At 58.0% G+C, this 25,017-nt stretch carries 21 protein-coding genes; 8 read left to right on the forward strand and 13 right to left on the reverse strand.

What is annotated here, in order from left to right:
- Nucleotides 1-3: 3 nt before the first annotated feature.
- Both VN622_17495 and ispG read left to right on the forward strand, forming a co-directional pair.
- Nucleotides 4-1,344 (forward strand): site-2 protease family protein, encoded by a 1,341-nt coding sequence (locus tag VN622_17495; protein ID HWR37660.1) that lies wholly within the window; start codon nucleotides 4-6, stop codon nucleotides 1,342-1,344.
- A 98-nt stretch (nucleotides 1,345-1,442) separates the two neighbouring features.
- A complete protein-coding gene (gene ispG, locus VN622_17500; protein HWR37661.1) occupies nucleotides 1,443-2,693 on the forward strand; it encodes a flavodoxin-dependent (E)-4-hydroxy-3-methylbut-2-enyl-diphosphate synthase in 1,251 nt (416 codons plus the stop codon).
- Between the two features lie 303 nt (nucleotides 2,694-2,996).
- On the opposite strand, the gene VN622_17505 is transcribed toward ispG, so the two are convergent.
- From VN622_17505 to VN622_17515, 3 genes are all read right to left on the reverse strand, one after another.
- On the reverse strand, nucleotides 2,997-3,119 hold the full coding sequence (locus tag VN622_17505) for a hypothetical protein (protein ID HWR37662.1): 123 nt from the start codon (nucleotides 3,117-3,119) through the stop codon (nucleotides 2,997-2,999).
- A gap of 189 nt (nucleotides 3,120-3,308) precedes the next feature.
- Complete coding sequence (locus tag VN622_17510; GenBank protein ID HWR37663.1) at nucleotides 3,309-4,274, reverse strand: DUF72 domain-containing protein; 966 nt, start codon at nucleotides 4,272-4,274, stop codon at nucleotides 3,309-3,311.
- Between the two features lie 48 nt (nucleotides 4,275-4,322).
- The gene (locus VN622_17515; protein HWR37664.1) at nucleotides 4,323-5,096 is read right to left on the reverse strand and encodes a CAP domain-containing protein; all 774 of its coding nucleotides are present in this window, start codon (nucleotides 5,094-5,096) and stop codon (nucleotides 4,323-4,325) included.
- Between the two features lie 134 nt (nucleotides 5,097-5,230).
- Here VN622_17515 and rmuC point away from each other — a divergent pair, with 134 nt between their 5' ends.
- Nucleotides 5,231-6,619, forward strand: coding sequence for a DNA recombination protein RmuC (gene rmuC, locus VN622_17520; protein ID HWR37665.1), 1,389 nt, complete (start codon nucleotides 5,231-5,233; stop codon nucleotides 6,617-6,619).
- Between the two features lie 728 nt (nucleotides 6,620-7,347).
- Here rmuC and VN622_17525 read toward each other — a convergent pair.
- On the reverse strand, nucleotides 7,348-8,214 hold the full coding sequence (locus VN622_17525; protein ID HWR37666.1) for an ABC transporter permease: 867 nt from the start codon (nucleotides 8,212-8,214) through the stop codon (nucleotides 7,348-7,350).
- 155 nt (nucleotides 8,215-8,369) lie between these two features.
- Here VN622_17525 and VN622_17530 point away from each other — a divergent pair, with 155 nt between their 5' ends.
- A complete protein-coding gene (locus tag VN622_17530; protein HWR37667.1) occupies nucleotides 8,370-9,176 on the forward strand; it encodes a DUF4412 domain-containing protein in 807 nt (268 codons plus the stop codon).
- A gap of 25 nt (nucleotides 9,177-9,201) precedes the next feature.
- Here the strand turns inward: VN622_17530 and nikB are convergent, their stop codons facing one another.
- Together nikB and VN622_17540 are read right to left on the reverse strand one after the other, a co-directional pair.
- Nucleotides 9,202-10,119, reverse strand: coding sequence for a nickel ABC transporter permease (gene nikB / locus VN622_17535; GenBank protein ID HWR37668.1), 918 nt, complete (start codon nucleotides 10,117-10,119; stop codon nucleotides 9,202-9,204).
- A 16-nt stretch (nucleotides 10,120-10,135) separates the two neighbouring features.
- Nucleotides 10,136-11,494: a hemolysin family protein gene (locus VN622_17540; GenBank protein HWR37669.1), complete on the reverse strand. Its 1,359-nt coding sequence runs from the start codon at nucleotides 11,492-11,494 to the stop codon at nucleotides 10,136-10,138.
- Between the two features lie 291 nt (nucleotides 11,495-11,785).
- Here VN622_17540 and VN622_17545 point away from each other — a divergent pair, with 291 nt between their 5' ends.
- Both VN622_17545 and VN622_17550 read left to right on the forward strand, forming a co-directional pair.
- Nucleotides 11,786-12,994 carry an efflux RND transporter periplasmic adaptor subunit gene (locus tag VN622_17545; GenBank protein HWR37670.1) on the forward strand — a complete coding sequence of 403 codons (1,209 nt, stop codon included), beginning with the start codon at nucleotides 11,786-11,788 and terminating at the stop codon, nucleotides 12,992-12,994.
- Nucleotides 12,995-13,234: 240 nt separating this feature from the next.
- A complete protein-coding gene (locus VN622_17550) occupies nucleotides 13,235-14,077 on the forward strand; it encodes an SAM-dependent chlorinase/fluorinase (GenBank protein HWR37671.1) in 843 nt (280 codons plus the stop codon).
- Nucleotides 14,078-14,264: 187 nt separating this feature from the next.
- Here VN622_17550 and VN622_17555 read toward each other — a convergent pair whose 3' ends face one another.
- A complete protein-coding gene (locus VN622_17555) occupies nucleotides 14,265-14,498 on the reverse strand; it encodes a hypothetical protein (GenBank protein ID HWR37672.1) in 234 nt (77 codons plus the stop codon).
- Nucleotides 14,499-14,594: 96 nt separating this feature from the next.
- Between VN622_17555 and VN622_17560 the strand changes: the two genes are divergently transcribed.
- Entirely contained in the window at nucleotides 14,595-14,963 is a 369-nt protein-coding gene (locus VN622_17560; GenBank protein ID HWR37673.1) for a tetratricopeptide repeat protein, read from the forward strand.
- 41 nt (nucleotides 14,964-15,004) lie between these two features.
- Here VN622_17560 and VN622_17565 read toward each other — a convergent pair whose 3' ends face one another.
- From VN622_17565 to pilB, 5 genes are all read right to left on the reverse strand, one after another.
- Nucleotides 15,005-16,387, reverse strand: a complete 1,383-nt coding sequence (locus VN622_17565) for a sigma-54 dependent transcriptional regulator (protein HWR37674.1) — start codon at nucleotides 16,385-16,387, stop codon at nucleotides 15,005-15,007.
- Between the two features lie 24 nt (nucleotides 16,388-16,411).
- Complete coding sequence (locus VN622_17570) at nucleotides 16,412-18,166, reverse strand: ATP-binding protein (protein HWR37675.1); 1,755 nt, start codon at nucleotides 18,164-18,166, stop codon at nucleotides 16,412-16,414.
- A 42-nt stretch (nucleotides 18,167-18,208) separates the two neighbouring features.
- Nucleotides 18,209-19,417, reverse strand: coding sequence for a type II secretion system F family protein (locus tag VN622_17575; GenBank protein ID HWR37676.1), 1,209 nt, complete (start codon nucleotides 19,415-19,417; stop codon nucleotides 18,209-18,211).
- A gap of 105 nt (nucleotides 19,418-19,522) precedes the next feature.
- Nucleotides 19,523-20,623: a type IV pilus twitching motility protein PilT gene (locus tag VN622_17580; GenBank protein ID HWR37677.1), complete on the reverse strand. Its 1,101-nt coding sequence runs from the start codon at nucleotides 20,621-20,623 to the stop codon at nucleotides 19,523-19,525.
- Nucleotides 20,624-20,695: 72 nt separating this feature from the next.
- Nucleotides 20,696-22,408, reverse strand: coding sequence for a type IV-A pilus assembly ATPase PilB (gene pilB / locus VN622_17585; GenBank protein HWR37678.1), 1,713 nt, complete (start codon nucleotides 22,406-22,408; stop codon nucleotides 20,696-20,698).
- 383 nt (nucleotides 22,409-22,791) lie between these two features.
- Between pilB and VN622_17590 the strand changes: the two genes are divergently transcribed.
- The gene (locus VN622_17590; GenBank protein ID HWR37679.1) at nucleotides 22,792-23,556 is read left to right on the forward strand and encodes an endonuclease III domain-containing protein; all 765 of its coding nucleotides are present in this window, start codon (nucleotides 22,792-22,794) and stop codon (nucleotides 23,554-23,556) included.
- An 82-nt stretch (nucleotides 23,557-23,638) separates the two neighbouring features.
- Here VN622_17590 and VN622_17595 read toward each other — a convergent pair whose 3' ends face one another.
- Nucleotides 23,639-24,991 (reverse strand): sigma-54 dependent transcriptional regulator, encoded by a 1,353-nt coding sequence (locus VN622_17595; GenBank protein ID HWR37680.1) that lies wholly within the window; start codon nucleotides 24,989-24,991, stop codon nucleotides 23,639-23,641.
- Nucleotides 24,992-25,017: the final 26 nt, after the last annotated feature.

Below are 25,017 nucleotides of genomic sequence, written 5' to 3' on the forward strand. Positions count from 1 at the left end.
TCTATGGCTACAGCTTTACTGTACAGCGTCGTCTCCATGGTCATCGTGCTCGGCATAATGATTGTGGTGCATGAGTTCGGCCACTTTGCCGCGGCCAAGTTGTTTGGCGTTCGCGTGGAAGTTTTTTCCGTCGGCTTCGGCAAGCGGATTCTGGGGTTTCGGCGTGGCGAAACGGACTACCGCATTTCGCTGCTTCCGTTGGGCGGATACGTGAAGATGGCCGGGGAAAACCCTATGGAAGCGCGCACGGGCGATCCTGGCGAATTCATGTCGCACCCGCGCTGGCAACGGCTGATTATCGCGGTAGCCGGTCCGGCCATGAATATCGTGCTCGCGGTGGCGCTGCTCACCGGCGTCTTCATGGCACATTACGAGCACCCTATCTACCTCGACCAACCGGCGATTATTGGATGGGTTCTGGAGAACTCTGCGGCAGAGAAGGCGGGTTTCCAGGCGGGTGATCGCATCGTTCGTATTGGCGGCACGCAAAATCCCACATGGGAGGAAGTGATCCCACGGGTAATGCTCAGCCCGAACCAGCCGGTCGAAATGGCGGTCCAACGCGGCAATGAAATTTTGTCAAAAACTATCACTCCCGAATCCAACGGACCGGAACAGTTCGGCAACCCTGGATGGCTGCCCGAGCAACCGAACACGGTGACGGAAACCGAACCCGATATGCCGGCCGCCAAAGCCGGTATCCAGGTTGGGGATGAGATCGTCGCGATCAACGGCATCGCGGTTCGTTCCACGCCGGGCATGGCTCGTCAGTTACAAGAGACCAAGGACCAGCCGGTCACGATCACTGCCCTGCGTGGTGGTCGCGAGATGAAGTTCAACATGATACCCGTGCTCACGGAGATTGACGGACGCAAGCAATACCGCGTGGGCGTCCGCTCCGAGCCGCAGCATGTTGACAAGCTGCCGTTCACGCAAGCCGTGGCCAAGTCGGTCGATCAGAACAAGAAGAACTCGATGCTGATTCTCGAGTTAGTTCAGAAGATGATGCAGCGGAAGGTTTCCATCAAGCAGATGGAAGGGCCAATCGGAATCGCTCGCGCTTCCGGACAGGCGGCTCAAGAAGCAGGCTGGACGCCGCTACTCGGCCTGATGGCCGCGATCAGCCTGAACCTTGGCATCTTCAATCTCTTCCCGATTCCAATTCTGGATGGCGGGCTGATTCTGCTGCTGCTGATCGAATCGCTCATGCGGCGGGACATCAGCCAGCGCATCAAGGAACGTATCTACCAGGCTGCATTCGTGTGCCTGATCCTGTTCGCCGGACTCGTGATCTTTAACGACGTTATGAAGGCGCTGCCGGGACTGACGCAACATATTCAATAAGCAACACTGGTCGAAATAGACCGTTCGAAACAGACTGGTTGAGAGAGACAGGGGGCGCGTCGAGCGCCCCTTTATTTTGCTAAACTTAGTCAGACCTCATGGCTACCATTCAGCGCAGGAAAACACATATTTCGAATGTCGGCGGTGTTCGCGTCGGCGGCGATGCTCCGCTCGTTATCCAATCCATGACGAACACGGACACGGCCGATGTAGCTTCCACCGTGAAGCAGGTAGCGGCGCTTGCCCGCGCCGGCTCCGAACTGGTGCGCGTCACCGTCAACAACGATGCCGCTGCGCAAGCCGTTCCCGCGGTGGTTGCGGCGCTTGCGGACCAGGGAATTCGCGTTCCGATCATCGGCGACTTCCACTACAACGGACACCTGCTGCTGAAGAAGTATCCGGCGTGCGCGCGCGCACTCGCCAAGTACCGCATCAATCCCGGCAACGTCTCCATCGGCCGCAAGGACGACGACAACTTCCGCACGATGATCGAAGTCGCGGTCGAGAACCAGCGACCCGTGCGCATCGGCGTGAACTGGGGATCGCTCGACCAGCAGTTGCTCGCGCGCATGATGGACGCGAACTCCAAGCTTGCCATGCCGGGCGAAGCGCGCGACGTGATGATGGAAGCCATGGTCATCAGCGCGCTAAGTTCAGCCGAACTCGCCCAGAAGTACGGTCTGCGTCCGGACCAGATCATTCTGAGCGCCAAGGTCAGCGGCGTGCAGGACCTTGTCGATGTTTACCGCACACTCGCCGCACGCTGCCAGTATCCGCTGCACCTGGGGCTTACGGAAGCCGGCATGGGAGCAAAGGGCATTGTGAGCAGCACAGCCGGGCTGGCCATTCTGTTGCAGGAAGGTATCGGCGACACCATTCGCGTTTCCCTCACTCCGGCGCCGAACGGCGACCGCACGGAAGAGGTGTTCGTGGGCCAGCAGATTCTGCAATCGCTCGGCATACGCAGCTTCTTCCCGCAGGTGACGGCGTGTCCCGGATGCGGACGCACCACTTCAACTTTCTTCCAGGAAATGGCCGAACAGATTCAGGGCTATTTGCGCGAGAAGATGCCGGAGTGGAAAACTCGCTATGAAGGAATCGAGGAGATGAAGCTCGCAGTGATGGGCTGCATCGTTAACGGCCCCGGAGAATCGAAGCACGCGAATATCGGCATCTCACTACCGGGCACGTTCGAGGAACCCAAGGCCCCCGTGTTCGTGGATGGACGCCTGATGTTGACGCTGAAGGGCGATCACATTGTCGAGGAATTCCTGAACATTCTGAACGAGTACGTGGAGACGCGCTACGCACCAAAGGCCGCTGATCCGGTGGAGATCGCAAAGGCTTAATCGTCCGGCTTACGTGAGTATTCAGAATAGAAAAGACGCGCCGCAAAGCGCGTCTTTTTTATTTGTACATCCTTCACGAAGATCTTGCCCGGCGGCGCTGGTTGGCGCTCGCCGGGTCTCATGGCGGCGAACGGCTTGGCTGCTTCCGTATGGAAGTCAATCGGCCATCATCTTTAACCTGGCAGAAATGCAAGCGCCGTTTGCGCCAACGTCACTTCTGCCGCAACATCCTGCATTCCGAACCTTTCGTTAGGAATCGCAGACGTCGCATTCACCGCTGATGCTCACGCATCAAAGCGCGCACTACACTTTGCTGGCAAACTCCAGAACGCCAACAGTCAAAGCGAGCCATGTACACCAGGCAATCGTGTTCATTGCGACACGAACTGCAACATTATCGATCATCCAATTCCACTTTGAATCCATATCAATCTCCTTCGCACCCGCACTCATAGTCTTTGACGGGCGTCATCGCGAATCGTTAGTAGATTGCGCTCGATCACATTGCGCGCCTGTTCATAGATACGCACGACTGCATGGCGAAGTTCCACCAGAAGAGCAGGCGTTCTAATGAGGAGTTACGGAAGAGGTGCGCGACACGTGAAGACGAAACCGCTAGAGCAAACGCGCACTAGCCTCGTCCGAAATTTGCTCCAGCTCCCAATAGTGCTTCATCAGCGTTTCGGGAACCTTCACGGCGCGCTCGGTAATCATGTGTTTCAACTGGAGCGCGTTGACGGCAGCCTTGCCTTCGAAGTGATTGTTGGTCACGACAAACGTGATCTGCGCTCTTTTAGCGATGTTGTCGATGTGGCGCTTCCAACTGCGCAGTTCATGTTCCGAATAAAGGTAGTTGTAGCGTTCATCTCTGCGCTGCGTGCTGCGGCCTTGAGACGCGGTGTCACCTCTGTCACTGAACCACTCTTCGTAATTGCGGCCGTGCAGTCGCACATAGGCCAGTGGGGCCGTAACGTGTTCTGTTGGGGCAATCGACTTGCCGAGGACTGGTTGGTCTATGTTGCAGAAGGCGACGCCCTTCTGTCCGAAGTACCGCAGAGTGCCTTCATTGTTCCAACTCGAGTGGCGGACCTCGACGACAGTGGGATACTGCCGGAATCGCCATAATACGTTCTCAAGATAGTCGCGATTTTCGTTGGTGTTCTTGAATGAAATGGGAAACTGCGCGAGAAGCCCGCCGAGCATTCCCTCGCTACACAGCGCGTCCAGACCTTCTTTCGCCAGCTTCTCGTCATCATCGGTCGGACGGATCGTGGCCGCCGAGGTCGCTTGCACGACGGCGATCGGCGAGTGCGTAAACGCCTTGTTCAACTTGGCCGTAAACATGAACCCCGGATTTACGGCTTTCGCCTTGCGGCACCAGAGCAATCCGAGTTCGGGCTTGATGTGACCGTAGAACGAGGTGTTGATCTCGATGACGTCGAAGTATTGCGCGAGGTACTCCACGGGGTGCTGAGCCTTCTTTAGCGACGCGGGATAAACGATTCCCTCCCAGTCCTTGTAGGACCAACCGGCGGTCCCAACGAGGACCTTTGGCGCGTTCTGTTGTTGCGGCTCCGTCATAATCGGAGAGTAGCACAATGGGCTGCGCACCCTGGAAAGCCCGCTGCGTTAAAAGTATGTAACCAATGCCACCCAGTACACTGCATTGGGATAGCTGGCGCTCTTCGCGAAGCAGGCTCCGACGGAGTACCCGCTGGCTTGTTCTTCACGAAGCTTCTGTGCGCTCGAAGGCAATTTGTCCAGCTCGGTTGCGGTGTACACGACCATGTTGCGCACTCCGTCAATGCCGCGCAGCGCACTCGCATTCAGCCGGTCATCGTTGGCCATATCGCAGGCTATCTTGCGCAACTCCGGATTCCGGCGTTGCGGCAACGTGTTTGCCCCAGCGCTCTTGCGCAAACTGGCGAAGGCCTTCGCGATTATCTGTTCCGCTTCGACGATGGAGATTTCCGGCAGGCGATGTGCAAAATTCTGCGTCACGTAAATCAGGTCGCCTTTGCGCACCACACCGACCCCAATCACATTGAAGCCGGATCGCATGATATTTGCGCGATGCGGGGGCGAGTTCATAAGTCCCACGTGCGCCCGGCGAGCGGTAGCGTCGAAAGCGACATTCTCGCCACTGGAATTGAACCGCAGGGTCGTGCTGGCAATCCGTCGCAGCACATTAGGCTCGCCCCCAAACTGGTGTGAGAGCGCGTTCTTCTCTGCCATGAGCTCGGAGTGTTGCCGCGCCACTTGCGTCAGCCGGTCGTCCGTTTCCAGCGTGCCGAGCCCGGCCTTTGCACGTTCCTCGTTCACCAGGCGCACAAGTTCCTGCTCGGACGAGCGGTCATACTGCTGCGCCAGCGCGGTGCAACAAAGAAACAACGATAGAAGCAAAATTGCAGCACAAACCCTGCCTGGTCTTACGATTAATCTCAAGCTTTCTCCTGCCTGTCTGATGCCGGGAAGTTCACAGCCGTTCACAGCAGCAGAGTACGATACAATCCGGCTTTCCAGCCACGCACCCAACCATGATGAACACTGCCATTATCGCTTTATTTTCACTCGGCTTAGGAAGCCTATTTACATGGCTCTTCTCGCGCTCGCGCGCTGGGATGCTTGCGGCTCGCGGCAGCGCCCTGGAACAGGAGCTCGCGGCGGCTCGTCAGGATGCAGTTTCTGCCAGGCGCGACGTCGATCTCCGTACGGGCGAGAAAGCCGGCTTGCAGGCCGAGGTCGCTCGCCTGGAAGAACGCCTTGAGCAGGAGCGCCGGTCCGCGGCCGAGAAACTGGACCTGGTCACCAAGGCTTCGGAAGAACTGCGCAACGCCTTTGGCATCTTGGCGAATAATGCGCTCAAAAGCAATAACACGCAATTTCTCGAACTCGCCAAGGAATCTCTGGCGCAGTTCCAGGCTGATGCCAAAGGCGAACTGGAGCTGAAGCGGCAGGCTGTTGAGAACCTTGTAAAACCGATTGCCGACTCTCTTGCCAAGGTGGACACGCAAATCCAGACGATCGAGAAAGAGCGCGTGAACGCCTACGGCACTCTGAGCGAGCAGGTTCGGTCGCTGATCGGAACGCAAGAAAAGCTTCAGTCCGAGACCGGCAACCTGGTGAAAGCCCTTCGTGCGCCGCACGTGCGCGGACGCTGGGGAGAGATTCAACTGCGCAGGGTCGTCGAGATCGCGGGCATGCTTCCCTACTGCGACTTCGTCGAGCAAGCGTCCGTTGTGACCGCCGATGGCCGTCTCCGTCCTGATCTGATTGTCCGGCTGCCAGGAGGTAAGAACATCGTGGTGGACGCCAAGGCCCCGCTGCAAGCCTACCTGGATGCCTACGAGGTGCAGGACGACGATTTGCGCCGCAAGCACCTGCTGGAACACGCCGGCCAGATCCGCGGCCACATGACGAAGTTGAGCGCGAAACGCTACCAGGAACAGTTCGAGCCAACGCCCGAATTCGTCGTGATGTTCCTTCCGGGAGAGATATTTTTCAGCGCCGCACTCGAGAACGATCCGGGCTTGATCGAAGAGGGCGTCAACCAGGGCGTTATCCCCGCTTCCCCGACTACTCTGATTGCGCTGCTGCGAGCCGTTGCATATGGGTGGCGACAGGAAACACTAGCGGAAAGTGCGCAGCATATCAGCGACCTTGGCCGCGACCTGTACGAACGTCTGCGCTCGATGGCTGAGCACATGCAAAACGTTGGAAAAGGACTCGATCGCGCGGTGGACTCGTACAACAAGGCAGTGGGTTCGATGGAATCGCGTGTACTGGTGACGGCACGCAAGTTCGCGGAACTTGGAACATCGATTAAGGAAGAGATCCCCGAGCTTTCGCCGCTGGATAAGAGCGCCCGAACTCTGCAAGTTTCAAATGGCGATGCGCCCGAATTGGCCAACAAAGCAAAAGCCTAGGACATTCGCAATCCAGAAACCGAGATTACCGAACCCCGTGCACATGGAAAACACTCTTGGAGTGAAATGTCATCCTGCGCGAAAGCAAAGGATCTGCCGAGGGAAGTGTCGTCCTGAGCGAAGGATCTGCGGAGTGAGGTGTCATCCTGAGCGAAAGCAAAGGATCTGCGGGGAAGTGTCATCCTGAGCGAAGCGAAGGATCTGCTTTGTGCTGCTGGACGGAAAGAAAAGCAGATCCTTCGGCCGCGCCAAAAAGCGGCGCACCTCAGGATGCGCAGGCTCAGTTCCAGCTTTGAAGGGGCGCGGCTTCAGCCGCGCCATCAACATCCGCAGGACAAGCGGCTTTAGCCGCTGAGGTAAGCCGTTCCGTCTAGAAGCTTACGTACCTCAGCGGCTAAAGCCGCCTTTCATCAGTGCGAGTTACGGCACGCCTGAAGGCGCGCCCCTTCAAACAATCGAGTTCTCAGCAGCCTGTAAAGCCGCCTTTCATTGCTGCGAGTTGCGGCACGCCTGAAGGCGCGTCCCTTCAAACAATCGAGTTCTCGGCGGATAAAGGCGCTACAAAATGGCAACTCAACCGCATCCCCTAAAGGCCTGCAGCATCTGGACACGTCGGCTCCCGTAGGCCTGAATCCCCCGCTTCACTGCAGGATGGAAGCCCTGCTCACACACGAAATTCCCATCTTCATTGCAGATTCCTGAAGGCCGGCGTTTTCGAGAAGCGAAGTTTACAGCCCAACTTCGATTCGCGAGCGCGGGTCCAGGTAATCGCGCAAGGCGTCACCGATGAAGTTGAATGAGAGCACGGCCAGCATGACGGCCAGTGCCGGGAAGAGCACGAGATGCGGTGCGTCGAAGAGGTGCGAACGACCGTCGTTCAGCATGGAACCCCAACTTGCGGTCGGGGGCGGCACGCCGAGCCCGAGGAAACTCATGGTCGCTTCTGCGAGCACAGCGCCGGCCATTCCAATCGCCGCCTGCACGATGACCGGCTGCATGATATTGGGCAGGATGTGGCGCACGATAACACGCAGGTCTCCGGCGCCTAGCGCACGTGCGGCTTCCACGTACTCGCGCTCGCGCGCGGCCAGCACTTGCGCACGCACCAGGCGAGCGTAGCCAACCCATCCGCCTATAATGAGCGCCAAAATCAGATTGATCAGGCCGGGCCCAAGGAATGCCACAAACGCAATCGCCAGCAGAATTCCGGGGAATGAGAGGAAGGCGTTCATGACGATTACGTTGACGAAACGATCCAGCCGCCCGCCGTAGTAGCCCGCGAGAGAGCCGACGACAGTTCCCAGCAGCAGCGAGCCTGCAACGACGCTTACGCCCACCAGCATTGAAATTCGAGCGCCAAAGATGATGCGGGAAAAGATGTCGCGCCCAAGTTCGTCCGTGCCGAACCAGTGTGCGGCGGAAGGTCCGGTCAGCCGTGCCGGCAAATCGATGTTCGCAGGATCCTGCGGCGCCAGCCATGGTGCGAACAACGCGCAAGCAACGAAGACCAGAACCAGCACGACGCCGACTGCAGCGAGCGGGTTTCGCCTGCCGAGCAAAGATGCGTTGCTGAGGACACTGGGAGCGGTCGTCATGAGATGTGGGCGAGCAGCAGAAGCCACTCGGGCCTGAACCGCATGATAAACGGAATATGCCTTCAGCGCTGCCCTTCTCCGCACCTCTCGTGCTGATGTACCATCCTGCTCAGCGCCAAGGTGTTTCATGAATGCGCTCGCATGAAGGTGTTCGCATGAAAAGGTTCGTCCTGCTGCTCGTTTTGGCTATTTCCACAACGGCTTTCGCCGGAGTCACGTTCACGTCTACCAGTCAGACTGAGCAGAATGGCAAGACATCGAAGACGCGGGTAAAAGCGTCTGTGAGCGGTCAGAATGCTCGAATCGAGTTTCTCGAGAATGAGGACGATCCGATTTTCACTCCCGGCCGTTACCTGCTGTCGCGTGACGGAGGAAAGACTATGTACCTCGTTGATCCTGCGCAGAAGACGCTTTCGCCAATTGACTTCACGGAGATAACGAAGGAAATGACGGCGACCATGCAGCGTCTGAACGTCAAGGCCAGCGTGGGCGCGCCGAAGATGACAAAAGTTCTCGACCTGCCGGGCAAACCGGTCGCCGGCCTGGCAACACGCCACTATCGCTACCAGACCCAGTACACGACTACGCTGGAAGTCTTGGGCCAGAAGACAGGAATTGAGACCGCTGTCACCGACGACCTGTGGACAACCAAGGCCCTCGTCGATCCAGCTCTCGGCGTGTGGCTGCGCAAGGAAGCCGTCTCCACCGGAGATGCGAACGCCGATGCCCTGCTTAAGTCTGAGATGTCGAAAGCCAGCGGCTTCCCCGTTAAGCGCGTGACGGTCACTACGACGAGCGACGATCACGGCCACAAGAGCACGAGCACTACCTCGATGGAGATACTTGAGGCGCAAGTGACGGCCGTTCCCGCCTCAGCTTTTGTTACTCCGGCTGATTACCGCCAGGTACCGTTGCCGGTGCCGGACGACGCAGACGACGAGCATGAGTCGCACACGCACTAAAAGATGTACTTTTGCAGGACGAGTTCTACTGACGGATGCGGGGGTTCAGGGCGGAGTACAGCGTATCGGTAATAAAGTTGACGAAGACATACGTAAGACCGATACAGAGGATGCAACCCTGCACGAGGTAGTAGTCGCGATTGGTAATGGCCTGGATGGTAAGACGGCCGATCCCGGGCCACGAGAAGATGGTCTCGGTGACAATTGCGCCAGCCAGGAGCGCACCGAACTGCAAGCCCAGCACGGTCACGATCGGAATCATCGCGTTGCGCAGCGCGTGTCGATAGACGACGGTGCGCTCTGGAAGTCCCTTGGCGCGCGCCGTTCTGATGTAGTCCTGCCCTAGCTCTTCCAACATGGATGTGCGGACCATTCGGGTAAGAATGGCAGCCAACGCTCCGCCAAGCGTGAAGGCGGGCAGCACAAGATGCGCCCAGGTGCCTGCGCCGGAAACGGGTAGCCATCCTAGCTTGATTGCGAAGAACAGGATGAGGATCGGCCCGAGGGCGAAGTTCGGAAACGACAATCCCAGCAGGCTCACGAAGCTCAAGGCGCGGTCATCCCATCGGTTGCGATGGAGCGCCGAACGGACCCCCGCCGGAACCGACAGCAAAATGGCGACCAGCAGCGCCGCGAAAGTCAGTGCGATGGTGGATGGATACGCCTTGCTGATGATGCTACTCACGTCCTGGTTCAGCCTGAGCGACTTCCCAAGATCGCCGTGCAGCACGCCCCTCCAGTAATTCACGTACTGCTGCCCTATTGGAACGTCGAGTCCGTAGGCGTGGCGTGTGGCTTCGATATCAGCGCTGGCCGCGCCCTCTCCCAACATCTGCTGGATAGGGTCGCCCGGTACGAAGTGTATGAGCAGAAAAACGACGCTGACCACCAGCCAGATGACGGGCAACATGTATAGCAATCGAGTTGAGATGTAACGCAACATTCGACGTTTCAGTTGATCAGGCTTGTTGGTTCGCAACGGGCTTGAGCAACTCGATATTCACGCTCTCCACGCGATTGCCATCCATCTCCAGCACGGTGTAGCGGCGGCCTTCGTACTCGAAGGAATCGCCGGTTTTCGGGATCCTCTGCAACTGGGTGAGCACGAAGCCGGCGAGAGTCTCGAATCCCTGATCTCGCGGCAGCTTGAGGTGATACTGCGTCTCAAGGTCGCGGATGTTGGTTGCGCCATCCAGCACCATGGACGTAGCACCGGGCACGAGCGCCGCTGGCGCTACATCGAACTCATCTTCGATTTCGCCGACAAGCTGTTCGAGAACGTCCTCGACGGTAACTACGCCGGCGGTGGTTCCGAATTCGTCCACAACAACGGCGAGGTGACGCTTGCGCTTCTTGAATTCCAGCAGCAAGTCCGGCAAATCTTTGGTCTCGGGCACAACCAGCGCGTCACGCATGATGTGGCGAACGCGCAACGTCGTGGGCTTGCGCACCAGTTCATCGCTGGCTTCACGCGCCATGCGGAACTGCATCCAGCGCATCAAGTCCTTGGAATAAAGGACACCGATAATGTACTCGGGGCCGCGCTCTGGGTCGTACACGGGAATGCGTGAGTGCTGCTCCTCGACAACGAGGCGCAGGGCCTCGTCGAGCGTCATGTCTCCCGGTAATGAAAAAATGTCAGGTCGCGGAACCATGACTTCGCGAACCGTTACATTCTCCAAGTCGAGCGCCCGATGGATCATCTCCTCCTGTAAAAGGGGAATGAGTCCGAAGCGACGGCTGGCAGTTACAACCATCTTCAGTTCTTCCGGCGAGTGCACGCCGCCTTCGCGTATCTCGTGAGTGCCAAACAATTTGAGCACGACTCTTGAGGAAGCATTCATCACAACCAGGGCCGGACGGGAGATGGTCATGAAGACATCCATTGGCGCTGCCACGGCAAGCGCTACGCGCTCCGCTTTCTGAAGCGCAATCGACTTGGGGACAACCTCGCCGAGGATTACGTGCAAATAGGTGATAAGTGCGAAAGCAATCGTTATCCCGATCGCGTGCGAGTACACAGCGGCGTAAGGCAGCCGAGCCAGGAGCGGCTCCAGCAAATGAGCCATCGCCGATTCGCCGACCCAGCCAAGCGCAAGGCTGGCGATGGTGATGCCGAACTGTACGCCGTTCAATACCTCATCCAGGTGCCGATGCAGCTTTTGCACCGTCCGCGCACCAATGCGGCGGGCATCTATGAGTTGCTGAATGCGCGTGTCTCGAACGCTGACAAGCGCGAATTCAGCGGCGACAAAGAAAGCATTGGCTGCAACGAGCAGAAAGACGGCGATAACCCGGAGCAGCGCGAACGTGACCATAACCCGAGGATTTTAGCATCGCCAGCGAGTTCCGCCCTCTTCCGCAGTATGCGGCGGGTGCCGACGAGTTGCACCATCCTTAGCGAAGCGTGCGGCTTAACGCGATTGCTCTCCTTTTCGCACCGGCACCGTCTAATTTCCCCAAATCGGCCCTGCGCAGAAACGGATGGAACGCTGCGCAAATATATTGTTACTGCACGGAACCAATCCTGAACCCCGCGCGTATTTCAACCAAGCGGACGAGTACCCGCGCGGAGTGAACCTCTGAGCAAAGATTTTGAGGAGCAGAACGTGGCGAACGGTAACGGCAAGAACAAGCGCAAGAAGCGTTGGATGGTCGGGGTCGTGGTCGTCCTCATTCTTATCGTGGTCGTTGGCGTGGTCGCTGCGAAGAGCGGTGGCACTAAACTCGATCCCAGCAAACTGGCGAAAGTGGAACGCGGCGACCTCGCCAAGAGCGTCGTTGCAACCGGAAAGGTCGAGCCAATTACCAAGGTCGAAATCAAGTCCAAGGCTAGCGGCATTGTCAAAAAGCTGTTGGTCGACGCAGGCGACCAGGTCAAGACTGGACAGGTCCTCGCGGAACTCGACAAAGAAGAAATCCAGGCTCGCGTTCGCTCGCAGAAGGCGCAACTGGAAGCTTCGCAGTCAAACCTGCACGCAGCCCAGGCCGAATTCGAACGTTCCAAGGTGGACGCCGAAGGACCAGACGTTCCCTTGCTGAAGCGGGCATATGAGCGCGCCCGCAAGATGGCTGACGAAGGCGTGCTCTCGCAGGCGCAACTCGACGACGCCCAGAAGAATTTCGAGATGGCCAGCAACAAGCAGAACGTCTCCCGTGCGCAACTGACGGTGAGCAAGGCGAAGGTCGCCCAGGCGTCTGCGCAGGTGCAGCAGGCGCGCGCCACACTGGAGCAGCTTGAAGAGGAGTACCGCAATTCCACCATCATCGCGCCGATCGACGGCATTATCCTGTCGCGCAACGTAGAGATGGGTGACGCAGTCAGCTCGATCCTGGTGATGGGCTCCGCGGCAACGCTGGTCATGACGCTCGGCGACGTCAACGAGGTTTACGTGAAGGGCAAAGTTGACGAGAGCGACATCGGCAAGGTCTATCTCGGCCAGCCCGCGCGAATCAAGGTCGAGTCTTTCAAAGACAAGAGCTTTACCGGCAAGGTCACGAAGATTTCCCCGATGGGTGTGGAAAAGGACAACGTCACTACGTTCGAAGTGCGTGTTTCGATCACCAATCCCGGGGGCGAGTTGAAGGCGGCCATGACTGCAAATGCCGAGATCATCCTGGAAGAGCACAAGAATGTGCTGATGGTACCGGAAGGCTCCATCATGTACGACCGCGATAAGCACGCTTCTGTGGAAGTACCGGATGCAAAGGGCAAAGAAGGCAAGCGAAAGCTAGCGGTGCAGATCGGAATCTCCAACGGCGCCAAGACCGAGTTGCTCGCGGGGCTCAAGGAAGGCGATCAGGTCATCCTGCAATAAACTGCATGAAATCTGGTAAATGCGCCTCGCGCTATCGCGGGGCTCATTTACATATGGCACAGTCATCCACTTCGTACCAGTTCCGGCAACATCGAAGTGCGTTGATCGCCTATTCTCCCAAAATGCGCTGAAGGTCTATGGCCTTCTGTGCATTTTGGCGGGCTCACGTGCGTCACTTGACTTGCCTCGTTCTGCGCGATAACTTGCCCGCTGACCCTGCAACTAGAACGAGAGGTAGTGTTGGCCCAACAACGCCTGATCACGCTCACGACCGACTTCGGCCACAACGACCATTTTGTCGGCACGATGAAGGGCGTCATTTTAAATATCAACCACGCGGCGCACATCATCGATATCTGCAACTCTCTGCAGTCGTATGACGTGCTGGATGGTGCTCTCACGATCGCGCAGGCCTACAGCTATTTCCCGTCGAATTCCGTTCACATGGTGATCGTGGATCCCGGAGTCGGTACCAACCGAAGGCCGCTGCTCGTACGTACCGAACGCCACCTTTTCCTGGCACCGGACAACGGAGTGCTTTCAATGGTGTACGAACGCGAAGAGCGCATCAGCGTACGTCACATCACGGCCGAACACTACTTCCTGCAACCGGTCTCGAACACATTCCATGCGCGCGACATCTTCGCGCCGGTCGCGGCATGGCTGAGTAAAGGAGTGGACATCAGCAAGTTCGGAGACGAGGTTAGCGATTACGTGCGCTTCGCTGCGCCAAAGCCGAGGCGCTTGAACGATCGCATACTGAAAGGCGTTGTACTGAAGGTCGATAAGTTCGGGAATCTGATCACCAACATCACCGCCAGCGATGTTCCCGAAGTTTTCCAGGCGGAGGCCCCCGAGTTCAAAATCCTGGTTGGAAAATCGGAAACGTCGCGGATGCGCACAGCCTACGCGCAAGGCGCGCCGGGCGACTTGTTTGGCATTCTCGGCAGCATGGGATACCTGGAGATTGCGGCGAACCGTGCGGCGGCCGCGCAGGTTGCGCAGGCGACGAAGGGCAGCGACGTTGCAGTCGTGTTCACCGAGGCGCAATGGGAGATGCCGGCACAGGCACCGGCGGTCTAGCAATCAACCAAACTGGGCGTAGCGCCGTGTTCTCAGGGCGTAGTCGAACTACGCTATGTTTCCGCCGCATACGAAACGCAACGTGTCTCCACTTCGCGCCTTCGGCGCTCCGGTCGACATGACACTCTAGTTGGTCAGCGGTCTCACTCGTAGCGGGAGCTGCGAGTTTTTGCAGAGGACTCCACGGCTAAGGATTCTTTGGCCGTACGCGAGCGTACTTCTCCATCTTCCCCGTCCACTTCAGGAAGCGGAACAACTGGCCCCGCTCCCGCCACATGAATCCCCAGAACTCAAAGAAGCCGATTGCCTGCATCTTGACGCCCGTATAGGTCTCCAGACGCCATCGCAGGTACGGACTCCGCCATGGCGCGAGGTGGTGGCCGCTTGTCGCATTCCAGAGAAAACGAAGAATGTACCACATGGGTAAAACCAGTATAGCCGCTTGCAGTTGACACAGCAGCAGCTACTTGGACCGGCGCGGAGGCCCGCGTCGCAAGGGCTTGATAGAATCAAACGGATGGCTGACCCGTCCAACCCTGCCGCTCGCGCCGAGGCTGAAACCCACTACTACGATGCCCTCGATTTATATGCCGAAGGCGAGCACCAGCGTGCGATCGATGCATACCAGCGCGCAATCGCCAGCGATTCCACCTTCGTTGACGCCCTGCACGGACTATCAAGGGTGTTGCAGGATTTGGAGCGCTACGACGAAGCTATTGACGTGTCCAGGCGCATCGCAGAACTCGACCCCGACGACGTACTCGCGCATACTTCGCTCAGCATCCTTTACCAACGCACGGGCATGATCCCGGAAGCGGAAGACGAAGCGGCCAAGGCGCGCGTGCTCGGCTGGAAGCAGCAACTCAACCAGAATAAGCAGCAATAACAAGACCTGCGCTGAGCGGGCTGTCCAGGAACTTCAGAGCCTTAAAGCTCATACTTCTTCATCAAGTGCCGAAAGCTTCTGTAGCTGAGCTTCAGCATCTCCGCCGCGCGCGTCTGCACGCCGTTGGAGCGCCGCAGAGCCGATTGCAGCAGCGAGCGTTCAACGTCGGCGACGTAGCTTTCCAGGTCGAGCCCCTCCGATGGAAGGACCACTCCAGGGGGACCGCCCATGCCGGCCGCCGCAGCCGCGGCGCGCGACTTCGGCCTATCGGCCGGGAGATCCACTCGCAAGAGCTCACCGGACTCCATGGCCACCGCTCGCTCGACCGAATTCTCAAGAACGCGCACGTTGCCGGGCCAGTCGTAGCCTTTCAATATCTCCATCGATTCCGGCTCGATCCCGCGGACGACCTTGCCCATCTGCCCCGCATATTTTTTCAGGAAGTGATTGGCCAGCAGCACTACATCATCGCCACGATCGCGCAGAGGCGGCAACTGGATCGGAATGACGCTCAGGCGATAAAACAGGTCCTCGCGGAACGCGCCATCAGCGACGAGCCGGTCGAGGTCCTTGTTGGTTGCGGCGATCACACGCACATCTACCGGCGTTTCCTGCGCACCGCCCACGGGACGCACGCACCGCTCCTGCAGTACGCGCAGGAGCTTAACTTGCATGGCAAGCGTCATCTCGCTGATCTCGTCGAGAAACAGCGTGCCGCCACCAGCCATCTCGATCAATCCACGCTTGTTCTGGTTGGCTCCGGTAAACGAGCCTTTCACGTAACCGAACAATTCGCTTTCGAGCAGCGTCTCCGGAAAGGCAGCGCAGTTCACGCTGACGAACGGTTCCAAGGCCCTCGAAGAGCACGTATGGATGGCGCGCGCTACAAGTTCCTTGCCGGTGCCGCTCTCGCCCTGGATGATGACAGTGGAACTGGTGGTGGCGACCGTGCGAATCGTTTCCTTCAGCTTCAACATCACCGGGCTTTCGCCGATGATGTTGTCCAGCGAGTTCCTTGTCGCGGCGTCGCGCTTGAGGGCGACGTTCTGGCGTCGCATCGCCTGCTTATCAATGGCGAGTTGCACGGCGCTGAGCACGTCGTCCAGGAGTTTCGGGCCCTTGCGTATGTAGTGGAACGCACCCGCATTCAGCGCCTGGATCGGCGTCTCGGAATCGTCCAGGGCGGTGATCATCATCACCATCGTGTCGGGCGATACGCGGCGTGTGTGGTCAAGCACCTCCATGCCGGTGGTGTGCGGCATGCGGACGTCGGTTATGACGACATCGTAAAGTGCAGTTTCGATTTTGCGCTTGGCCTGATCACCCGAAGTCACCGTCTCGGTGCGGTGGCCCTCGTTATTCAGAGCAATTTCCAGCATCGTGCAGATCGACCGCTCGTCATCGCATACCAGGATGTTGCCCATAATTACCGACCTCTTACTCCCTGCTTATGAATGCGTACTAGCATTGGCCGCAGCACTCGCGATCTCGCCCGCTGCTTCTTCCACTCTGCGGAAGCGCAGCGTGAAGTTCGTGCCATGCCCCGGCTCGGAGTCCACGGAAATTGTCGCCTCGTGCGCCTGGACTATCTGGTACACGATTGCCAACCCAAGACCGGTCCCGCCCGCGAACGTTGTCTGGAACGGTTCGAATATTTTCTCAATCTGCTGCGTAGGCATGCCTGGGCCCGTGTCCGCGATACTTACGTGCCACTCTCCGGCTTCCATCGAAACGCCAACGGTGAGCGTGTACACCCTCGGTTGCAGGCCAAGCTCCTGTGCGTGCGCCGCATCGGCACACATAGCGCGAATGGCGTTTTCACAAATGTTCCAGAACACCTGCTTGAGTTTGTCGCCATCGCCCTGCGAAATGGCATTGCTCACCGCGAAGTTGCGCACGATGTTGATCTTCGGCCCCGCACCGCCGACTCGCAATTCCGGCCGGTGCTCAAGGAGCGCCAGCGTGTCGCCGAGCAGTTCAACCAGGTCAACAGGACGCACCTGATACGTCTTCTCGCGCGAATAGGCGAGGAAGTCCGTGATGATGGCATTCAAGCGCTCGGACTCGCGGGTGACGATTGCCACCAGATCGCGCTGGTCGTCTGTGAGCGCGGAGATGTTGGAAAGAACCTTCACCGAGCCAGCTATGGAGGAAAGTGGATTCCGTATCTCATGCGCGATACCCGCTGCGAGGCGCCCAATTGCAGCCAGCCTATCGCGCAAACGAACTTCGCGCTCCAGCCTGCGAATCTCCGTGAGGTCATCGAACGTGTAAACGTATCCGATATTGCCGCGCCCTGGGACATCCAGCGCGGAAACCGTAACGCCCAGCGTTTTCTCCTGGCCCGAAGGCGTGAACGAGCGAACTTCCGTATGCACGGCGGGCGCGCCGAAGGGCGGAAGCGGGTCCAGGAACAGATCGTCCACTCTCTTGCCCGCGAGATCGCTCTGTTCACGCTCCAGCAAACTGAGCCCCGCCGGATTCACCAGCTTGATTTGGTTCTGTAAGTTCGTTGTGATGAGGCCGCCGCTGATGGAGTCCACGATGTTTTCGTGCAGAGCCTGGAGGTCTTCCAGTGCATCGCTCTTGTCGGCCAACTCTACATCCACCTGCCGAAGTCGATTGCTCAGGCGTCCGGACAGATAGGCGATCGTGATGTACGCAAACAGGTTGATGAGAATGACGGCCTGTAGCGACTTCGGGTCAGGGCGGCTGCTGGCGTAGGAGGGGATCAGTTCGAAATACGTGAGCTCCAGCACGGCGCCGAACAGGATGAACGACAACGCCGCCGTGATATACGCCCACCAATCCGAGATCAGGATGCTCGCAACGATAATGATGAGCGGATACAGGAAGTTGAACGAGGTATCGATACCGCCAGTGACGTAGATGATGACCGTGGCGAATGCGAGATCCGTCAGTATCTGCGACCGCGATTGCATGCCCACTTCGCGCCGCGCATTCAGGACGAGCACATGGAGGATCGAGACGCCATACCAGAGCAGGATCGCCGTCATGTAAAGACGGCGATTCACGTTCGTTGGAGTTAGCGTGGTGATCGCCAACTCGATTGCGAGCAGGAACGTGATGATGAGGATGCGCACTTTGACAAGCCATGCCAGCCAGGTGCGCTCGTTAAAGCCTCTAACCATGGAATCCAGTCGTAAGCCGACGAACGGCCGGCTGTCCGAAAAAGCCGTCACGCTACCTCGTGGGCCAGGGCTGCGTCGAGTTCAGCAGCGGTTTTAACCCGAAAGTTTGCCAATCATCGAGAACAGCGGCATGTAAAGCGAGATCACGATGCCTCCAACAGAGACACCGAGGAAGCCGATCATGACAGGCTCAAGCAACGTCAGCATATCCTTCGTTGCGGCATCCGTGTCATCCTCGTAGAAGTCGGCGATCTTCTGCAACATGGCGTCCATCGCGCCGGTTGCTTCGCCGACTCCGATCATCTGCGTGACCATGTTCGGAAATACGCCGCTCTCCTTGAGCGGATCGATGATTGTGCGGCCTTCTTCAATTGCTTTGCGCACCTTTAGCAGTGCTTGTTCCACAACGGCATTTCCCGACGTGCGCGCCGTGATCGACAAACCTTCGAGAATCGGCACGCCCGAGGTGATGAGGGTGCCCAGTGTTCGAGTGAATCGCGCGACGGCGATCTTGCGCAGCAACATGCCGAAGACAGGCAGGTTCAGCATCACCCTGTCAAAGGCTAGCCGGCCTTGAGGGCTCTTCCTGACCTGCTTGAGAGCAAACACAACCGCGAACAAAGCGCCGAAGATCACCCACCAGAAGTTTGCGACGAAGTTGCTGAGCCCGATCACAATCCTCGTAGCCAGCGGCAGATCAACACCGAGTCCAATGAACAGGTTCACGAAAATCGGCACAACAAACTTGAGTAGCGCGCCGACGACCAGCACGGCGATTGAGACCACCGACACTGGATAAATAAGCGCAGACTTCACGGCCGCTTTCATCTTGACCGCCTTTTCTACGTAGGCAGAAAGGCGCTGCAGGATGAGGTCCAGAATACCGCCTGTTTCGCCGGCCTCGATCATGTTGGTCGTGAGGTCGTCGAAGATTTTGGGATAGCCGCGCATCGCATTCGCCAGCGTGGACCCTCCCTCAACCGATACCCGCACGCCGGTCAGACACTTCTGGAATGCCGGGTTCTCCTGATTGGAGGCGAGAATCTCAAGGCACTGAACCAGCGGCAAGCCGGCATCGATCATGACGGAGAACTGCCGGAAGAAGATTGCCGTTTCCTTGGTCTTGACCTTACCCGACCCGAATGTCGGCAGGGCGAATTCCTTGCCCTTCTCCTTGATCTTGGTAGCGTTGACGCGCTCCTGGCGTAGTTGCGCGGCGAGCACCTGCTTGTTGACCGAAACCCGCTCCCCACTGATCTTTTCGCCCGTCGCGTTCGTTCCCGTGTATGTGAATACCGGCATCGTGAACCTCCCAACGTTCTTCGCCATCAGGCCGTGTAACTTCCGGCCTCGCATCCAGACTGAACCTGCGGATTGTGTCCGCCTGCCCAGTCGCGTCAGAGCCTGCTACTTGCGGGCCGGGCTTGCGCTCCTCGCCTGTGTACCGCGGTTGATCATCTCCTGCAACTCGTCCGGCATTGAAGACCGCGCTATCGCCGTCTCCAGCGTTATCTGTTTCTGGAAATACAACGCGGCCAGGGACTGGTTGAACGTCTGCATTCCGAACTTGTCCTGCCCCGATTGCATTGACGAGTAAATCTGGTGGATTTTGTCTTCGCGGATCAGGTTACGGACTGCCGGGTTTGGCACCAATATTTCCATCGCCATCGCGCGCCCCTGCCCGCCAACCTTCGGCAGCAGAGATTGGCAAAGAACTCCCTCCAGCACCAGGGACAACTGGGCTCGAATCTGCGACTGCTGGTGGGACGGGAACACGTCGATGACGCGGTTAATGGTCGATGACGCGGAGTTTGTGTGCAAGGTACCGAAAGTGAGGTGACCCGTTTCGGCAATGCGGAGAGCCGATTCGATGGTTTCCAAATCGCGCATCTCGCCGATCAGCACCACGTCGGGATCTTCGCGCAGCGCCGCCCGAAGCGCGTGAGAAAAGCCTTTTGTGTCCGAGTGCACTTCGCGCTGGTTCACGAGGCAGCTCTTGTGCTGGTGAACGAATTCGATCGGATCCTCGATCGTGATGATGTGTTCGTGCCGCTCGATATTGATCTTGTCGAGCATGGCGGCGAGAGTCGTTGACTTGCCCGAACCGGTCGGCCCGGTCACAAGGATCAACCCGCGCGGCTTGTCGCAAAGTTTCGCAACGACCGGTGGAAGATTCAACTGCTGGAATGACTTGATTTCGAAAGGGATGACGCGGAAGACAGCGGCTGCTGCGCCTCGCTGGTTGAAGCAGTTGGCGCGGAACCGTGCCAGTCCCTTCAGTCCGAATGAAAAGTCCAGTTCCAGGTCTTCCTCAAACCGATGCTTCTGTGCGTCCGTCATCACGCTGTAGGCCAGTTGCTTTGTCTCCGCCGGTGTCAGCGGAGGCATATCGAGCGGCTGCAAGTGGCCATGCACGCGCACCTGTGGCGGCGTGTTCGTGGTGATATGCAGATCGCTTCCCGAAAGTTCCAACATCTTCTTCAACAAATCACTAAGCGTTGCGGCCATTCATTCCTCTTATTCCAAAATCACGGCGCGCAAATCGCAGCCGTCTTCACCCTAACTTGCAACCAAGATGTTTTAGTGCACGGTCTCGCGTGCCACTTCTTCCAGCGTCGTCACGCCTGCCATGGCCTTGATCAGTCCGCTGCGGCGCAACGTAATCATGCCGTGCTCAATGGCTTTCTTTTTCAGTTCCATGGCTGACGCGCCTACGAGGATCAGTTCGCGGATGTCGTCGTCGATCTCCATCACTTCGTACAGACCTGCGCGTCCTTTGTATCCGCTGTTGTTGCAAATTCCGCAGCCCTTGCCTTTGAATACCTGCGCCGTCTTCGCCTCTTCCGGAGAGAACCCGGCTTCAATCAGCGCCTGCACCGGAAGATCAACTTTGGCTTTGCACTCACCGCAGATACGCCGCACAAGGCGCTGCGCGCAAATGAGGTGGACGGAGGTTGCGACCAGAAAGGGCTCGATACCCATGTTCATCAACCGGCTGATGGTTTCCGGCGCACCGTTCGTGTGCAGGGTGGAGAGGACAAGGTGGCCCGTGAGAGCGGCTTTGATGGCGATTTCTGCTGTCTCAAAGTCGCGGATCTCGCCGACCAGGATGATGTTCGGGTCCTGCCGCAGGAACGAACGCAGCGCGGCGGCGAAGTTCAACCCGATCTGTTCCTTCATCTGAACCTGGTTCACGCCGGACAACTGGAACTCAACCGGATCTTCGGCGGTCATGATGTTGGTGTCGGGCTTGTTCAGCAGCGAGATGGATGAGTACAAGGTGTTTGTCTTGCCGGACCCGGTAGGCCCTGTGACCAGCACCATGCCGTAGGGCTTCAGCACCGCCCGTTGGAACTTCTCCAGAGACTCCGGTTCGAAGCCTAGCTTCGTCATGTCCAGGCGGAGGTTTTCCTTGTCGAGAAGGCGCATAACGACCTTCTCGCCCCACAGAGTCGGCAGTGTACTGACACGGTAATCGAGCTGCCTCTTCTTTCCGCCGACCTGCATCTTGAGCATGATGCGGCCGTCTTGCGGCAGCCGCTTTTCGCTGATGTCCAGCTTGGCCATGATCTTGATGCGCGAGGTAATCGCATCCTTCAGCTTCATGGGTGGCGTCATCATCGATTGCAACATGCCGTCGATGCGGAACCTTACGCGGTATTCCTTCTCATAAGGCTCCATATGAATGTCGCTGGCTCCGCGTTTCACGGCGTCGGTCAAGATCAGGTTTACGAGCTTGACGATCGGCGCTTCGTCGGCCGCTTTTTCCAGATCGGCCAGCGCTAGTTCGGACTCCTCATCCTGAACCTCGACATCGGCTTCTGCCTCGCCGATCGAGGCCATCACCTTCTCCAAGTCCTCTTCCTGAGTTGAGCCGTAGCATTTCTCTATGCATTCCAGGATCGACGCTTCGCTTGCCACGACAGGCTCTATGTTGAAGCCGGTCATGAACTTGATGTCGTCCATGGCGAAGACATTTGTCGGGTCCACCATCGCGATCGTCAGCGACGCGCCCACACGGCTGAGGGCAAGAATTTGATAACGCTTCGCGGTCTCGTACGGTATGAGCCTTACGATGGCAGGCTCTATCTCGAAGAAAGAGAGATTGATGGCGGGAACGCCGTATTGGCGCGAGAGGAAGTTGGTTACATCTTCATCGGTGAGGAAGCCAAGCTTTACGAGCGCCGTGCCCAGGCGGCACCCGTTGTCCTTCTGTGCCTTCAGTGCCTGGTTCAACTGCTCCGAGGTAATGACCTTCTCTTTGACTAACAGGTCACCTAACCGTTGAGACATACCTCGACTCCCTCTTCTATGGAGTCCCAGCAGGGACTCGCACTTTTCTGCTCGACGCACCGATACTGCCACGGCATCTGCACCGTGCCATGCCGGGCAGTGTGATTGCAGCCTGTTCGAGCCAGGCCTTCAGTCCCGCTGCTCCTGGCTAGCCGCTGTTCCGTTGTTTTTGTCCCCTAACACTGAGTGTCGCAACGATTTAGCGGGAAAACGGATTCAGAAACGTGAGTAGCGCGAATCGTATGTTGGAGTGACATTAATTGTCAATCCAGAATAGCCGCTCAGCCGTTGTCAAATCGGTATCCTGGGGTCTATTGCGTGCAGAGAATGTCTTTCGTCACTTGCGCTTGCCCTCAACTCCGCGCTTTGCGCTAACCTGAAGCGTGCGATCTGAATCCGCAATCTGGAACTACTACGAGACGCTTGCCCGGGCTTGGGGCCCTCAGCATTGGTGGCCGGCGGAGACTCCGTTCGAGGTCATCCTCGGTGCGTATCTCACACAGAACACTGCCTGGACGAACGTTGAGAAGGCATTTGCTAATCTCCGCAGCGTTGACGCAATTTCCGTGGGGGCGATCCGTCGACTTCCGCTCAGCGAACTCGAGCAACTGATCCGTCCGGCTGGTTACTTTCGTCAGAAGGCGGCGCGCCTGAAGACATTCGTCTCCTTCCTCGACCAGCATTACCGCGGTTCGCTGGCTCGCATGTTCGCGCAGCCAACGGACAGGCTGCGAGCGGAACTGCTTGCGCTGAACGGAGTAGGTCCCGAAACCGCCGACTCTATCCTGCTCTATGCCGGGCACCACGAGGTCTTCGTTGTCGATGCCTACACGCGCCGCATCTTCGAGCGGCACGGCATCACAACATCGAAGTCAAGCTATGAAGAGATTCGGCAGCTTGTAGAACGCGCACTCGCCAACAGCGTAGGTCCGGCTCCGGTCGAGCCGGGTGCCGGCAACCCTGCGCCTCCGATTCACCGGCCCTCGCAGATGTCCTGTGCGCTTCGTTCAGGACAAGCGCAGGTATTGAATGAGTTTCATGGCTTGATCGTGCAGGTCGGAAAGCATCATTGCCTCAGCCGCGTTCCAGCCTGTAAGGGATGCCCGCTCGCCCCATTCCTGGCGAAAGATGGTCCAATACTTTCGTAACGCGGTGAGGGAGCAAATCTCACGTCGGGACGTGGGCTGCGAGGTTCGAGGACGCTCAGTTCGATCTCATTGATGGAGCGACTTACTCTTTGACCGTTATGCCGAGCGCCTTCATCTTGCGATACATATGGCTCCGCTCCAGGCCAAGGACTTCAGCCGTGCGACTCACGTTGCCGTGGTTCTCGTCGAGCTTTTTCAGTATGTAGTCGCGCTCGTAGGCGGCACGCGCCTGGTGCAGTGTGGAGAACTCGCCCAACGTGCGCCGCGAGCCTTCGCGATAAACGAGTGGCGGCAAATGCTTGCGGTCCAACTTGTGTACCGTCGGGTTCATGATGATGATGCGCTCGATCACATTTCGCAGTTCGCGAACGTTCCCCGGCCACGAGTAGCGCATCAGCGTATCGACGGCGTCGTCGGTAATCTCTTTCGTGCGGCGACTGTAAGCGTTGGAGAACTCTTTCAGGAAGTGCCTTGCCAGCAGCGGAATGTCTTCCTTGCGCTCGCGCAAAGGCGGCACGAAGAACGGAACGACATTGAGCCTGTAAAACAAATCTTCGCGGAAGTTGCCTTTTGAAATCTCGTCTTCCAGGTCCTTGTTGGTTGCGGCGATCACGCGCGCATCTACGGTCGTCGGTTCTTCCACGCCAATCGGCGCGAAACGTCCTTCATCGAGCGTGCGCAGAACCTTCGACTGTGTCTTGAGGCTCATATCGCCGACTTCGTCCAGGAACAGCGTCCCGCCATCGGCCTTCTGGAACTTGCCATCTTTGTCGACAGATGCGCCCTGGAACGCCCCCTTGCGATGTCCAAACAGCTCACTCTCAATCAGGTCTTCAGGAATCGCAGCGCAGTTCACCTCGACAAACATGGCGTCCTTGCGCAAGCTCTGGGCATGCATGGCGCGCGCTACGAGTTCCTTGCCGGAGCCGCTTTCGCCAAAGATCAGCACGCGTGCGTTCGTCGGCGCCATCAGGCTTATCTGCTGACGCAGCGCCTTCATTGGAATGCTTTCGCCCACGATGACGCTCTTCGAAAGCGTCTGCCGCTTCAGTTCCACGTTCTCGCTACGCAGCTTGCGCGCGTCCGCGGCATTCTTGACGACGATGAGGGTCCGATCGATCGATAGAGGCTTTTCCAGGAAATCGAATGCTCCAAGCTTCGTCGCGCGAACGGCGGCTTCGATCGACCCGTGCCCTGAGATCATGACGATCTCCGGCGAGCCCTCCATTCCCTTTATCCGCTCCAGTGCTTCTAGTCCGTCGATGCCTGGCAACCAGATGTCGAGGAGTACCACGTCAAAGCGCTGATCGCGCAGCATTTCCAGGCAGCGTTCCGCGCTCCCCGCGTCGCTGACCTTGTAGCCCTCGTCTTCGAGCACTCCGCGCAGGGACTCGCGAATTCCGGATTCGTCGTCAACCACCAGAACTTGAACCATAAGTTGGCTTTGATTGTATTACTTGA

Source organism: Clostridia bacterium (assembly GCA_035561135.1).
Lineage (GTDB): Bacteria > Acidobacteriota > Terriglobia > Terriglobales > Acidobacteriaceae > DATMYA01.

What these genes read in the sequence shown, in the direction of transcription:
- VN622_17555 (HWR37672.1), bottom strand. Translation starts at nt 14,498, where the DNA reads ATGTGGTACATTCTTCGTTTTCTCTGGAATGCGACAAGCGGCCACCAC.
- VN622_17510 (HWR37663.1), bottom strand. Translation starts at nt 4,274, where the DNA reads ATGACGGAGCCGCAACAACAGAACGCGCCAAAGGTCCTCGTTGGGACC.
- ispG (HWR37661.1), top strand. Translation starts at nt 1,443, where the DNA reads ATGGCTACCATTCAGCGCAGGAAAACACATATTTCGAATGTCGGCGGT.
- VN622_17560 (HWR37673.1), top strand. Translation starts at nt 14,595, where the DNA reads ATGGCTGACCCGTCCAACCCTGCCGCTCGCGCCGAGGCTGAAACCCAC.
- VN622_17580 (HWR37677.1), bottom strand. Translation starts at nt 20,623, where the DNA reads ATGGCCGCAACGCTTAGTGATTTGTTGAAGAAGATGTTGGAACTTTCG.
- VN622_17530 (HWR37667.1), top strand. Translation starts at nt 8,370, where the DNA reads ATGAAAAGGTTCGTCCTGCTGCTCGTTTTGGCTATTTCCACAACGGCT.
- VN622_17540 (HWR37669.1), bottom strand. Translation starts at nt 11,494, where the DNA reads ATGGTCACGTTCGCGCTGCTCCGGGTTATCGCCGTCTTTCTGCTCGTT.
- VN622_17495 (HWR37660.1), top strand. Translation starts at nt 4, where the DNA reads ATGGCTACAGCTTTACTGTACAGCGTCGTCTCCATGGTCATCGTGCTC.
- VN622_17595 (HWR37680.1), bottom strand. Translation starts at nt 24,991, where the DNA reads ATGGTTCAAGTTCTGGTGGTTGACGACGAATCCGGAATTCGCGAGTCC.
- VN622_17565 (HWR37674.1), bottom strand. Translation starts at nt 16,387, where the DNA reads ATGGGCAACATCCTGGTATGCGATGACGAGCGGTCGATCTGCACGATG.
- nikB (HWR37668.1), bottom strand. Translation starts at nt 10,119, where the DNA reads ATGTTGCGTTACATCTCAACTCGATTGCTATACATGTTGCCCGTCATC.
- VN622_17525 (HWR37666.1), bottom strand. Translation starts at nt 8,214, where the DNA reads ATGACGACCGCTCCCAGTGTCCTCAGCAACGCATCTTTGCTCGGCAGG.
- VN622_17575 (HWR37676.1), bottom strand. Translation starts at nt 19,417, where the DNA reads ATGCCGGTATTCACATACACGGGAACGAACGCGACGGGCGAAAAGATC.
- rmuC (HWR37665.1), top strand. Translation starts at nt 5,231, where the DNA reads ATGATGAACACTGCCATTATCGCTTTATTTTCACTCGGCTTAGGAAGC.
- pilB (HWR37678.1), bottom strand. Translation starts at nt 22,408, where the DNA reads ATGTCTCAACGGTTAGGTGACCTGTTAGTCAAAGAGAAGGTCATTACC.
- VN622_17505 (HWR37662.1), bottom strand. Translation starts at nt 3,119, where the DNA reads ATGGATTCAAAGTGGAATTGGATGATCGATAATGTTGCAGTTCGTGTC.